General features: G+C 30.2%; 13 protein-coding genes. 11 read left to right on the forward strand and 2 right to left on the reverse strand.

What is annotated here, in order from left to right; translation table 11 throughout:
* Nucleotides 1-55 precede the first annotated feature (55 nt).
* The 11 genes from rsgA to dnaG all read left to right on the forward strand — a co-directional run bounded on the left by rsgA (nucleotide 56) and on the right by dnaG (nucleotide 11112).
* Nucleotides 56-1003, forward strand: a complete 948-nt coding sequence (gene rsgA, locus D1817_03920; protein ID AXT19043.1) for a ribosome small subunit-dependent GTPase A — start codon at nucleotides 56-58, stop codon at nucleotides 1001-1003.
* A 50-nt stretch (nucleotides 1004-1053) separates the two neighbouring features.
* On the forward strand, nucleotides 1054-1506 hold the full coding sequence (locus D1817_03925) for a D-tyrosyl-tRNA(Tyr) deacylase (GenBank protein AXT19044.1): 453 nt from the start codon (nucleotides 1054-1056) through the stop codon (nucleotides 1504-1506).
* Nucleotide 1507: 1 nt separating this feature from the next.
* Nucleotides 1508-1834, forward strand: coding sequence for a pyrophosphatase (locus tag D1817_03930; protein ID AXT19045.1), 327 nt, complete (start codon nucleotides 1508-1510; stop codon nucleotides 1832-1834).
* A 20-nt stretch (nucleotides 1835-1854) separates the two neighbouring features.
* Complete coding sequence (locus D1817_03935) at nucleotides 1855-3081, forward strand: 3-phosphoshikimate 1-carboxyvinyltransferase (GenBank protein AXT19046.1); 1227 nt, start codon at nucleotides 1855-1857, stop codon at nucleotides 3079-3081.
* Nucleotides 3082-3153: 72 nt separating this feature from the next.
* The gene (gene queA, locus D1817_03940) at nucleotides 3154-4203 is read left to right on the forward strand and encodes a tRNA preQ1(34) S-adenosylmethionine ribosyltransferase-isomerase QueA (protein ID AXT19047.1); all 1050 of its coding nucleotides are present in this window, start codon (nucleotides 3154-3156) and stop codon (nucleotides 4201-4203) included.
* A gap of 181 nt (nucleotides 4204-4384) precedes the next feature.
* Nucleotides 4385-5425, forward strand: a complete 1041-nt coding sequence (rlmN, locus tag D1817_03945; protein AXT19048.1) for a 23S rRNA (adenine(2503)-C(2))-methyltransferase RlmN — start codon at nucleotides 4385-4387, stop codon at nucleotides 5423-5425.
* A 6-nt stretch (nucleotides 5426-5431) separates the two neighbouring features.
* Entirely contained in the window at nucleotides 5432-6409 is a 978-nt protein-coding gene (locus D1817_03950; protein AXT19049.1) for a polyprenyl synthetase family protein, read from the forward strand.
* A 171-nt stretch (nucleotides 6410-6580) separates the two neighbouring features.
* Nucleotides 6581-7153 (forward strand): RNA polymerase sigma factor, encoded by a 573-nt coding sequence (locus D1817_03955; protein ID AXT21222.1) that lies wholly within the window; start codon nucleotides 6581-6583, stop codon nucleotides 7151-7153.
* On the forward strand, nucleotides 7143-7928 hold the full coding sequence (locus D1817_03960; GenBank protein ID AXT19050.1) for a hypothetical protein: 786 nt from the start codon (nucleotides 7143-7145) through the stop codon (nucleotides 7926-7928). Before D1817_03955 ends, D1817_03960 begins: the two co-directional genes overlap by 11 nt.
* A gap of 56 nt (nucleotides 7929-7984) precedes the next feature.
* Complete coding sequence (locus D1817_03965) at nucleotides 7985-9076, forward strand: hypothetical protein (protein AXT19051.1); 1092 nt, start codon at nucleotides 7985-7987, stop codon at nucleotides 9074-9076.
* A 74-nt stretch (nucleotides 9077-9150) separates the two neighbouring features.
* Nucleotides 9151-11112: a DNA primase gene (gene dnaG / locus D1817_03970; GenBank protein ID AXT19052.1), complete on the forward strand. Its 1962-nt coding sequence runs from the start codon at nucleotides 9151-9153 to the stop codon at nucleotides 11110-11112.
* Nucleotides 11113-11119: 7 nt separating this feature from the next.
* Here dnaG and D1817_03975 read toward each other — a convergent pair whose 3' ends face one another.
* Both D1817_03975 and nadE read right to left on the reverse strand, forming a co-directional pair.
* Entirely contained in the window at nucleotides 11120-11749 is a 630-nt protein-coding gene (locus D1817_03975; protein AXT19053.1) for a DNA-binding response regulator, read from the reverse strand.
* A gap of 126 nt (nucleotides 11750-11875) precedes the next feature.
* Nucleotides 11876-12664: an NAD(+) synthase gene (gene nadE / locus D1817_03980; protein AXT19054.1), complete on the reverse strand. Its 789-nt coding sequence runs from the start codon at nucleotides 12662-12664 to the stop codon at nucleotides 11876-11878.
* Nucleotides 12665-12749 lie beyond the last annotated feature (85 nt).

The raw sequence follows: 12749 nt of genomic DNA on the forward strand, positions 1-12749 counted from the left end.
TTATAATATGAGTCTTTTTTGTGTGGTATTATAATTATTTTCATCTTTGTCAACAATGACAGGACTTGTTTATAAATCTACAGGAAGTTGGTACACCATTAAAACTCTTAATGGTAAAACTTATGAGTGTCGTATTAAAGGAAGATTTCGATTAGAAGGTATAAAAAGTACCAATCCAATTTCTGTAGGGGATTATGTGGATTTTGAACTTGAAACAAAAAACAATGAAGTTACTGGTGTTATCAACAAAATACACGAACGTCAAAATTATATTGTTAGAAAATCAGTTAACCTATCTAAGCAAACTCATATCATAGCATCTAATATAGATCAGGTCTTTTTATTAATTACTATCAATAATCCACCAACATTTACAAGTTTTATAGATCGTTTTTTAGTAACAGCTGAAGCATACTCCGTAAAAACGGTATTACTCTTTAATAAAATTGATACCTATAATGACGATACGCTATTAGAAGTGAAATACTTGGCAGCATTATACAGAAATATAGGATATGAGTGTATAGGTATTTCTGCAAAAACAGGAAAGAATATCAGTAAAGTAAAACAATTAATGGAAGGTAAAGTAAGTATGTTTACTGGGCATTCCGGTGTAGGAAAATCTACATTAATAAATGCTATTGAACCCGGGCTGAGTTTACGTACAAAAGAAATCTCTTCTCAACATATGCAAGGACAGCATACAACTACATTTGCAGAAATGTTTGACCTTAATTTTGATGCTAAAATTATAGATACACCTGGTATAAAGGGTTTTGGGATTGTAGATATGGAAAAAGAAGAAGTTGGAGATTATTTTCCAGAATTTTTTAAATTAAAACAAGATTGTAAATTCAATAATTGTTTACATATTAAAGAGCCGAAATGTGCAGTAAAAAAAGCTTTAGATAACAATGAGCTAGCTTATTCGAGATATAAAAGTTATTTGCAAATTTTAGAAGGTGAAGAAGAACATTATAGAACAGATAATTTTGAAAAATAATGAAGCTTTTATAGATGATTAAGAAGACATTGTTAAAATGAAATAAACAAATGAAAGCAGTAATTCAACGTGTTCTTAATGCTAGTGTTACAATCGAAGGAGAAAAAACAGCTTCTATTAGCAATGGTTTATTAATTTTAATAGGGATAGTTAATGAAGATACTATTGAAGATATTAAATGGTTAACTAATAAAATCATAAACCTTCGTATTTTTAATGACGAACAAGATGTGATGAATAAATCTTTAATCGATACTGATGGAGATGTAATCATTGTAAGTCAGTTTACATTGCATGCTAGTACCAAAAAAGGAAACCGTCCAAGTTATATAAAAGCTGCTAAATCAGATATTGCAATCCCATTATATGAAACTCTTATCTCTTATTTTGAACAAGAATTAAATAAAAAAGTTCAAACAGGTAAATTTGATGCAGATATGAAAGTAGAATTATTAAATGATGGACCAGTTACCATTATAATAGATTCAAAAAATAAAGAATAAAATGAATATAAAAGACGCACAAAAAGCAGTTGATGATTGGATTAAAAATCATGGTGTTCGCTATTTTAATGAACTCACTAATATGGCACAACTAACTGAAGAGGTAGGAGAAGTTGCTCGTATTATTGCTAGGCGTTACGGGGAGCAAAGTGAAAAGGAAAGCGATAAAAATAAAGATTTAGGAGAGGAACTTGCAGATGTAATGTTTGTAGTGTTATGTTTAGCAAACCAGACAGGAGTTAACCTTCAGGAAGCTTTTGATAAAAAATTAGATTTAAAAACAAAAAGAGATCACGATCGACATCATAATAACGAAAAATTAAAATAGATTTGTGTTTTTAAAGCATTATGAATATCAATCTTCTAAAATCGATCTTAAATCAATCGTCTTCTATTGAGATAACAGGATCAAAAAGTGAGTCTAATAGGTTATTGTTATTACAAGCCTTATATTCTAATTTATCTTTAGATAATGTATCTAATTCTGATGATTCTCAATTAATGCAAAAAGCATTGCTAGCTAATGATGGGATTGTAGATATTCATCATGCAGGTACAGCTATGCGCTTTTTAACTGCTTTCTTCGCGACGCAAGTAGGTGAAGAAATTGTTTTAACAGGCTCTAATAGGATGCAAGAACGTCCAATTCAAATTTTGGTAGAAGCTTTACGACAATTAGGAGCAGATATTAATTATGAGAATGAAGAAGGCTATCCACCACTAAAAATTAAAGGGAAAGTACTGAAAAAACATCAAGCTTCTTTAAGAGCCAATGTTAGTAGCCAATATATTTCAGCTTTACTTTTAATAGCTCCAAGGCTTAAAAATGGTATAGAATTAACTTTAGAAGGGAATATCACTTCAGTGCCTTACATTAATATGACACTAAAACTTCTTAATGAAGTTGGTGTAGAAACATCTTTTGAAGATAATGTAATTATTGTAAAACCAAACTTTGTAAATCCAGAACCAATAACTTTAATCGTTGAGTCAGATTGGTCATCTGCTTCGTATTATTTTAGTTGTATAGCGTTAAGTGCGATTGGTACAGAAATAACATTATCATCTTATAAAAGAAATAGTTTACAAGGAGATTCTTCTTTGGTGAAATTTTATAAAGAGTTTGGAGTAGAAACAAAATTTAATGAGCATTCGATTACACTTAAAAAAATCACTCAAGATTTATCACCAAAAACTTTTAACTTAATCAACGCTCCAGATATTGCCCAAACCATAGCAGTTACATGCTTAGGATTAGGCATAGAATGCTACTTAACTGGATTGCATACATTAAAAATTAAGGAAACCGATCGACTGCAAGCATTGAAAAACGAAATTGAAAAGTTTGGAACTCAAGTTATAATTACTAATGAGACACTAAATATTTCTAATGTTCAAAATTTAAAAACAGATGTGATTGTTAATACATATCATGATCATCGTATGGCAATGGCATTTGCGCCTTTAGCGTTATGTGTTGGTTTTCAAATTAATGATGCAGATGTAGTGTCAAAATCATATCCAGATTTTTGGAATGATTTTAAAAAAATAGGATTCGCTTTAATTGAAAATTAAAATAAAGCTTTAAATACTTGACAACCCCTATTCTGAGATTGTATATTTGCCACTTTCTTAAAAAACAACTAAATGAAATTATCACATTTTCACTTTGATCTTCCAGAAGATTTATTAGCAGAATACCCTTCAGAACATAGAGATGAAGCTAAACTTATGGTTTTAAATCGTAAAGAGCAAACTATAGAACATAAGCAATTTAAAGATCTCATCGATTATTTTGAAGAAGATGATGTGATGATTCTTAATAATACTAAAGTATTCCCAGCAAGATTATATGGTAATAAGGAGAAAACAGGCGCAAGAATTGAAGTTTTCTTATTAAGAGAGCTTAATGGTGAACAACGCCTTTGGGATGTATTGGTAGATCCAGCTCGTAAAATAAGAATTGGGAATAAATTGTATTTTGGCGATGATGATACTTTGGTGGCAGAAGTTATAGATAATACGACATCTAGAGGTCGTACGTTACGTTTCCTTTTTGATGGATCATATATAGAGTTCAGAAAAAAATTAAATGAACTTGGTGAAACCCCATTGCCAAAATATATAAAAAGAGAGGTAGAGCCAGAAGATGAAGAACGATATCAAACTATTTTTGCTAAAAATGAAGGAGCAGTAGCAGCGCCAACGGCTGGATTACATTTTTCAAAGCATTTATTAAAACGTTTAGAAATAAAAGGAGTAGATTTTGCAGAAATTACGCTACATGTTGGTTTAGGAACCTTTAACCCTGTTGAGGTTGAAGATTTATCTAAACATAAAATGGATAGCGAAGAGATTCTTGTAGAAAAACCTGCTACTGATGTTATTAATGCAGCTTTAAAAAATAAGCGACGTATATGCGCTGTAGGAACTACAGCTATGAGAGCAATAGAAAGCTCTGTATCTTCAAATGGAACATTAAACGAATATGCAGGTTGGACTAATAAATTTATTTTCCCTCCATATGATTTTAGTATTGCAAATTGTATGATTACTAATTTTCATACTCCAAAATCAACATTATTAATGATGGCTTCAGCTTTTGCAGGTCATGATTTTATTATAAGAGCATATGAAGAAGCAATTAAAGAAAAATATAAATTCTATAGCTATGGAGACGCAATGCTAATTATTTAAAAACTAAAACCTCTTAACAGAGGTTTTTTTATTACGCTTAATTGAAATATTTATATGTTAAAGTAAAATCCATTCTTTACATTACTTTCACACTTTAAAACTTAAAAAGAATACCATTGCAATAACCAATGTAAAATATAATAAACAATACAATATACTTTTAATTACTTTTGTTGCCTAAATGACAATTAATAAGAAAGACATACGAGCACTTACAAAAGAGCAACTACGAGATTTTTTTGTAAACCAAGGAGATAAAGCATTTCGTGGAAATCAAGTATATGAGTGGTTATGGCAAAAATCTGCACACAAGTTTGACGATATGACTAACCTCTCTAAAGCTACAAGAGAGATGTTAGAAGCAAATTTTGTGATTAATCATATTAAAGTTGATACAATGCAACGTAGTAATGATGGCACTGTTAAAAATGCAGTACGTTTGCATGATGGATTAATTGTAGAATCTGTACTTATTCCTACAGAAACACGAACTACAGCTTGCGTTTCGTCTCAAGTAGGTTGTAGTTTAGATTGTAAATTTTGTGCTACTGCAAAGCTAAAGCGAATGCGAAATTTAAATCCTGATGAGATTTTTGATCAAGTTGCCGCAATAGATAAAGAAAGTAGATTGTATTATAATCACCCATTAAGTAATATTGTGTTTATGGGTATGGGAGAACCTTTAATGAATTATAATAATGTAATTAAAGCTATAGATAAAATCACATCACCTGAAGGGCTAGGAATATCTCCGAAACGTATTACTGTATCTACTTCTGGAGTGCCAAAAATGATTAAAAGAATGGCAGATGATGAAGTTAAATTTAACCTAGCGGTATCTTTACATTCAGCGATTGAGGAAGTGCGTACTTCTATTATGCCTTTTAATGAAACCTTTCCATTAAAAGATTTAAAAGAATCTTTAGAATATTGGTATGCTAAAACTAAACGTAAAATAACATATGAGTATGTGGTCTGGGAAGGAATTAACGATTTGCAAAAAGATATTGATGCATTGGTACAATTTTGTAAATATGTGCCATCAAAAGTTAACCTTATAGAGTATAATCCAATTGATGATGGTGATTTTCAACAAGCAAATAACGAAGCTATAAATAATTATATTCGTACTTTAGAAAGAAATAGAATTGTAGTGAATGTGCGCCGTAGTCGTGGTAAGGATATTGACGCAGCTTGTGGACAGTTAGCTAATAAAACTTAAGATACTTTGAAAATTGTAGAGCAAATAAAACAACCTATTGCGTTCGAAATGGATCTTTTTGAAGAAAAATTTAGAGTGTCAATGTCTTCTAAAGTTGCTCTACTTAATAGAATAACACATTACATAGTTAATCGAAAAGGTAAGCAAATGCGACCTATGTTTGTATTCTTAGTTTCTAAAATGGTTGCTAACGGAGAAGTTAATGATCGTACTTATCGAGGAGCCTCAGTAATCGAATTAATACATACGGCAACCTTAGTACACGATGATGTTGTAGATGATAGTAATCTTAGACGTGGATTTTTTTCTATAAATGCGTTATGGAAAAATAAAATAGCTGTTTTAGTTGGGGATTATTTATTATCTAAAGGGTTATTACTTTCTATAGATAATAATGACTTCGATTTATTGAAAATTATCTCTATAGCAGTAAGAGAAATGAGTGAAGGAGAATTATTGCAGATAGAAAAAGCACGTCAATTAGATATTACAGAGAATATATATTACGAGATTATTAGGCAAAAAACAGCAACATTAATAGCAGCTTGTTGTAGTTTAGGTGCTGCCTCAGTAAAACCAGCTTCTCCTCATACAGAAACAATGCGAAAGTTTGGAGAATTAATTGGAATGGCATTTCAGATAAAAGATGATTTATTTGATTATGGTGAAGATAAAATAGGAAAACCAACAGGCATTGATATTAAAGAACAAAAAATGACTTTGCCACTTATTTATGTGCTTAATAATGTGTCTTCGAAAGAGAAAAATTGGCTTATTAATTCTATAAAAAAGCATAATAAAAATCAAAAACGTGTTAAAGAAGTTATATCTTTTGTAAAAGAAAGAGGCGGCTTGGATTATGCGATTTTAAAAATGAAAATGTTTCAAGCAGAAGCATTACAATTACTTCAAAATTACCCAGAATCTGAATACAAAAAATCACTAGAACTTATGGTGAATTATGTAATCGATAGGAAAAAATAATTTTTAAATTAATTTAGGTTAAATATTTAAACCCAATTTGGGGCATTTGTTTTGAGATGATACTCCCAAATAATTGTACTAAATTGTAATTTCAAAAAATAATTTTAATCTCAGGCAACCTTTAATACAACTTTTACGTCTTTATAAATAGAAGCTTAAATGGAACCAACTTTGAAAGTTATTCAGCTATATAAAAACGAAACCCGGCTTATTAAAAAAGCAATACAAAACGATCGAGAAGCGCAACATTTATTATATGAGTTGCATTCGCCAAAAATGTTGAGTGTATGCAGATATTATATAAGTGATGTACAACATGCTGAAGAAACTATGCTTAATGGTTTTTTTAAAGTGTTTACAAAATTAAAACAATATAAAAATAAGGGAAGTTTTGAAGGATGGATAAGACGTATTATGGTAAGAGAAGCAATTTCATTTTTAAGACAAAAAAAACAAATTGAATTTGCTACAGATGATATAGAAATTTCTACTGCTACTATTACAAATAATATAAAAACTGAAATAGAAGTTGCAGAAATACAGCAACTTATAGATAAACTTCCAGAAGGATATAGAATTGTATTTGTGATGTATGCAATTGAAGGTTACAAACATCACGAAATAGCAGAGTTATTAAATATAAATGAAGGAACTTCTAAATCACAATTATTTAAAGCTCGCAAATTATTACAACAGCAAGTAATTGCATTAAATACAGTAAGTAATGGCACCAATGAAATTTGAAAATAATATTAAAGATAAATTAGAAGAACGCAAATTAATACCTAGTGATAATGCTTGGGAAATACTTCAAGAGCGTTTAGATAGTAATACAAGTAAAAGAACAAAAAAAGGATTCTGGTGGCTCGGTATAGCTGCGAGTTTTATAGGAATGCTGATAGTGGTTACAGTATTTTTTAATAAAAATGAAGATTCAGAGTTGCCAAAGCAATTAGTAGATGTAGAAGAAACTAATGTATTAGATGTAGAGAATACTTCTGGAAATAAAGAAACAACGTTGCAGAACGAAGCTGTAACAGATGTGCCTGATGAGTTTGAAAGTAAAACATTAGAGACTATAGATAAAATTAAAAAAACACCTGAGTTTAAAAAAGAATTGAACTTAAAGCAGAAAGAGATAATTACTGAAGAAAATAAAAATATAACTATTGCACAAACAAAAACCGAAGATGAAATAGATGTTGATAAAGTTAAAGAGACAAAAGTATTAACTATAGAACAACAACAAATCAATGCTATTGTAGCAGAAATTAATAAACTGGATAAAGCTTCAAATACATTAAATATAAATTCAGAGGTTGATGCTCTTTTACAAGAAGCGCAAAAAGAAATTGCATTTAATAAACTATATAATCAAGCTATTAAAACGGTAGATGCAGATGGATTACTTCAAGACGTTGAAGGAGACTTGCAAAAATCGTTTAGAAATAAAGTTTTTAAGGCTTTAGTAGATGGTTATAAAGATGTACGAACTGCAGTAGCTAACCGAAACAACTAATCAATCAAATCAAAACGAATATTAAACAAATTAAAAATCATCAAAAACGAACAGTTATGAGAACAATTACAAAAATATTAATTGTATGTATATGCTATTTTTTTGTACTACAAATTAATGCACAAGACACAGAGAAAAATAATAACAAGGAGAAAATAGAAGCTTTGAAATCTCTTAAAGAAACTATTGAAACAGAAGAGAAAAACCTTTTAAGAGAAACTGTAGAGAGTATTAACGAGCGCCTAGATAAAGGGAAGATTACAAAAACTGAAGCTGATAAATTAAAAAAAGAAGCTGCAAAAAAACATGCTTTAAATATTGAAAATAGAATTGCTATTATAGATAATAAAATTGCTTTTTTGGGACGTAATTCGGATGAAACAAATACTAAAACTGGTGATGATCCTAATCTTGTGATTAGCTTGTTTGGAAAAAGAGATAAAAAAGGAGATGACAAAAATGTATTTCGTATTGGAAGCCGAAGAGATAAACCAAGAAAGTATGACAGACGCACCACAAGTGATTTTGTTTTAGCTTTTGGATTGAATAATGCGATTATAGATGGAGAATCTTTTGATGATACACCTTATGAACTTGGAGGCTCTCGATTTTTTGAAATAGGATGGGCCTGGAAAACACGAGTATTTAAAAACACCAATTTTTTAAGATTAAAATACGGTTACTCGTTTCAAATTAATGGATTGAGGCAAAAAGATAATGTCATTTTTGTACAAGATGGTAACGAAACTAGGTTAGAAGAATTTAACTTTAACCTAAGGAAATCTAAACTTACAAATACTAATCTTGTATTTCCAGTGCATTTCGAGTTTGGCCCATCTAAAAAGAGAGAGTATGACGATTATTTTAGATATTCAACAAGGCATCAATTTAAAATAGGTGTAGGAGGGTATGCTGGGTTTAATATAGGAACACGTCAAAAATTGAAATTTAGAAATGAAAATGGCGATCGTGTAAAAGATAAAATTAAGCAAAATTTTAATACTACAGATTTTATATATGGCTTAAGTAGTTATATCGCTTTTGGTGATACAGCGCTCTATGTAAAATATGATCTATCACCAATTTTTAAAGATCAACTCGTAGATCAAAATAATATTTCGGTTGGCTTGCGCTTTGATATGGATTAGCAAAAGTTTTATTTGAATAGCAGTTTTTAGGTGTGTAAAAATCCTTATTTTTATACACCTAATTTCTGTTTATTTTGATCTCAAAATCCACCATAGATAAAGTTTTTGAAACTGCTCGGTTAGAGGAGGTTATTGGAGATTTTGTTCAACTTAAAAAATCAGGAAGTAGTTTTAAAGGATTAAGCCCGTTTAGTGAAGAACGCACACCGAGCTTTATGGTATCTCCTGTAAAACAAATATGGAAAGACTTCTCAACAGGAAAAGGAGGGACAGTGATTTCTTTTTTAATGGAACATGAGCATTTTACTTATCCTGAAGCTATAAAGTACATAGCAAATAAGTATAATATTGAAGTTGAAGAAACAGAACTATCTAACGAACAGAAAGTAGAGGCTAGTGAGCGAGAAAGTATGTATTTGGTTAGTGAATTTGCAAATACGTATTTTCAAAACATACTTCATAAAACTGACCAGGGAAAAGCAATAGGATTAAGTTATTTTAAAGAACGCGGTTTTACTAGCGAAACCATTAAAAGATTCCAATTAGGATATGCTTTAGATAAATGGACTGCATTTACAGACGAAGCTATTAAAAAAGGTTACGCTCTTAAATACCTTGAAAAGACAGGGCTTACTATTATAAAAGAAGAAAAGCAGTATGATCGTTTTAAAGGGCGTGTACTATTCCCTATTCATAGTATGTCTGGTCGAGTACTTGGGTTTGGCGGACGCATTTTGGCTAACAATAAAAATGCCGCTAAGTATTTAAACTCTCCTGAGAGTGATATTTATCATAAAAGCAAAGTATTGTATGGTATTTATCAAGCAAAACAAACCATAGCTAAAGAAGATAATTGTTATTTAGTTGAAGGATATACAGATGTTATTCAATTTTCACAAAAAGGTATTAAAAATGTAGTATCCTCTTCAGGAACAGCATTAACTCCAGATCAAATTCGTTTAATAAACCGCTTAACTAAAAATATTACTGTACTATTTGATGGTGACGATGCAGGAATAAGAGCATCTATTCGTGGGATTGATTTGATCTTAGAACAGGGAATGAATGTTAAAGTATGTACTTTCCCTAAAGGCGAAGATCCTGATAGTTTTGCAAAGCAAAATACATTAGAAGAGTTAAATACATATCTTCAGGAAAATGCTAAAGATTTTATAAGATATAAAGCTTCTTTATTAATGGAAGAAGCTAAAAATGATCCTGTAAAAAAAGCAGGGTTAATTAGAGATATGGTTACAAGTATTTCTAAAATTCCAGACCGTATTCAAAAAGAAGTATACGTACAAGAATGTGCCCGAATAATGGAGATTAGTGAAGATGTATTGTTTAGCACATTAGCACAAATTGGTAAAAAAGAATTAAAAGAAGCAAACAAAGCATATCAGCAACATCAAAAGCAAACTGCTTTTGATGTTGTAAAACATAAAGCTCCTATTAAAAAAATAGATGTTCAGTTTGAGTTAGAGCATCGTATTATAGAACTCTTATTACTCTATGGTAATAAAACAGAGGATTTTGAAGATTTAGTTTTAAAAGAAACTGAATCTGGAGATTTAACCTTAGAGCCCGTAATACATCAAGCAAGAGTGTTTGAAAAAATATATTTGGATTTGCAGGAGGATGAGATGGAATTTACAAATGAAAACTTTAAAACATTATATTATACCATTATCGATGCTTTAAATCAAGATAAAGATTTTGCAATTGAAAATTTTGTGAATACTGTAGAACCTGATATGGCCGGAGAAATAACAAGTATATTAATGAATGATGAGCGCTATACATTACATGATTGGGAACGAAATAATATTTTCCCTAAAGCAAAAGAACTCGGGATAGCACAATTGGTTAATGAAACTATTTTAAATTTACGACGCTTTTTAATAGATCAAAAAGTAGAAGAGTTTAAACGTGATACAATTAAAAATTCTAATAATAATTCACTATTAGAGGACGTGTCTAATTATACCAATTTAAAAATGCTACTGTCAAGAAAATTAAATCGCGTTTTAGGATAAATAAAAATTAAGCAAGCTCCATATGCCTAGCCTGATTAATTAAATCTACTAAATTAGTAACATTTAATTTTTGCATTAGCCTTGCCTTATATGTGCTTACAGTTTTTTCATTTATCTCTAACTCTCTAGCAATTTCTTTATTTTTTCTCCCAGAGCATAATAGTTTTAACACCTCTACCTCTCGGGTAGATAGTTTTTTATAGTAGCCGGTTTTTCTTTTACCCTGCTCATCAAAAGCAAGACGTTGTGCTAATTCGTTACTAATATAAATACCGCCATTGTGTACTTTTAATATGGCATCTTTTATTGTCTGAGTATCGGCAGTTTTTGCTAGATAACCTGAAGCGCCTGCTTTAATAGTGCTAACAGCGTATATTTCTTCTGGATGAGAACTAAACATAATTACTTTTACTTCAGTAAACTCTTTTTTTAGAGTTCTGAGTGCAGTAATACCGTTAAGTTCTGGTAAATCAATTTCAGAAATTACAACGTCAACATTGTTTTTTGTAACAAAATCAAAAAGTTCTTTTCCGGAGTTAACACTTCCTATAACGTCTATGTCATAAGATGACTCAAAAAGCATTTTGAGTCCAGTTCTTATAATTGGATGATGATCAGCAACTAATACTTTAATCATAATATAATCTGTTTTAAATATTTAAGTTTATACAGAAGTAGGGATTCTTATATTATTGATGGAATTTTCACAAATTTAGCAAAAAAAAACCGTTTTTAAGATTTATTATTTAATAAATTTCCAATTTTACTTTAAATCATTAGGTATTTCACAAATGGGAATTGGTATCATTTTATGCTTATTTGACGAGTTATAACGTTTAAAAATTTTAAATACTTCTCTTTGTCTGCCACTAAAATCGTTTATAGTTTTTCCTTTTTCATTTTCTTGCATAGCCCATTCCAATTCATCATAATTTGCTCCAATTTGATCTTCATCACTACGAGCATCTCCAAATAAACCATCACTTGGAGCTGCTTTTAATATTGATTCAGAAACCTTTAAAAACCTCCCGATTTTATAAACTTCAGACTTTAATAAATCTGCAATAGGGCTTAAATCTACACCACCATCACCATATTTTGTATAAAAGCCAACACCAAAATCTTCAACTTTATTCCCTGTTCCAACTACCAATAATCCTAATAATCCTGCATGATAATATAAAGTTGTCATTCGTAAACGCGCTCTAGTATTAGCTAGTGCCATGTCTACAATTTCTTGCTTTCCGTTTAATGTAACTTTAGTTTTAAAATTTTCAAAAACAGGTGTTAAATCTACTCGTGTGTCTTTTACATTAGGAAAGTGTTCTTTCAATAAAGCAATATGCTCTTGAGCTCTTGTAACATGACTTTTGGCTTGATGAATGGGCATCTCAATACATAAAACATCTAAACCTGTTTTAGCGCAAAGTGTTGAGGTCACTGCAGAATCTATACCTCCAGAAATGCCAATTACAAAACCATTTACTTTAGCATTACTAGCATAATTTTTAAGCCAATCTATAATATGATTTACTACTTTTTCTGTTTTCATTACTTGATGTTTTATAATAAAGAATAAGTACCTTTGCAAGCAAAAATAAACCAAATCTGTATAATTTATAGACGTTAATATCGTT

The organism is Flavobacteriaceae bacterium (genome assembly GCA_003443635.1).
GTDB lineage: Bacteria > Bacteroidota > Bacteroidia > Flavobacteriales > Flavobacteriaceae > AU392.

What these genes read in the sequence shown, in the direction of transcription:
- D1817_03930 (AXT19045.1), top strand. Translation starts at nt 1,508, where the DNA reads ATGAATATAAAAGACGCACAAAAAGCAGTTGATGATTGGATTAAAAAT.
- nadE (AXT19054.1), bottom strand. Translation starts at nt 12,664, where the DNA reads ATGAAAACAGAAAAAGTAGTAAATCATATTATAGATTGGCTTAAAAAT.
- D1817_03925 (AXT19044.1), top strand. Translation starts at nt 1,054, where the DNA reads ATGAAAGCAGTAATTCAACGTGTTCTTAATGCTAGTGTTACAATCGAA.
- D1817_03960 (AXT19050.1), top strand. Translation starts at nt 7,143, where the DNA reads ATGAAATTTGAAAATAATATTAAAGATAAATTAGAAGAACGCAAATTA.
- queA (AXT19047.1), top strand. Translation starts at nt 3,154, where the DNA reads ATGAAATTATCACATTTTCACTTTGATCTTCCAGAAGATTTATTAGCA.
- rsgA (AXT19043.1), top strand. Translation starts at nt 56, where the DNA reads ATGACAGGACTTGTTTATAAATCTACAGGAAGTTGGTACACCATTAAA.
- D1817_03975 (AXT19053.1), bottom strand. Translation starts at nt 11,749, where the DNA reads ATGATTAAAGTATTAGTTGCTGATCATCATCCAATTATAAGAACTGGA.
- rlmN (AXT19048.1), top strand. Translation starts at nt 4,385, where the DNA reads ATGACAATTAATAAGAAAGACATACGAGCACTTACAAAAGAGCAACTA.
- D1817_03965 (AXT19051.1), top strand. Translation starts at nt 7,985, where the DNA reads ATGAGAACAATTACAAAAATATTAATTGTATGTATATGCTATTTTTTT.
- D1817_03935 (AXT19046.1), top strand. Translation starts at nt 1,855, where the DNA reads ATGAATATCAATCTTCTAAAATCGATCTTAAATCAATCGTCTTCTATT.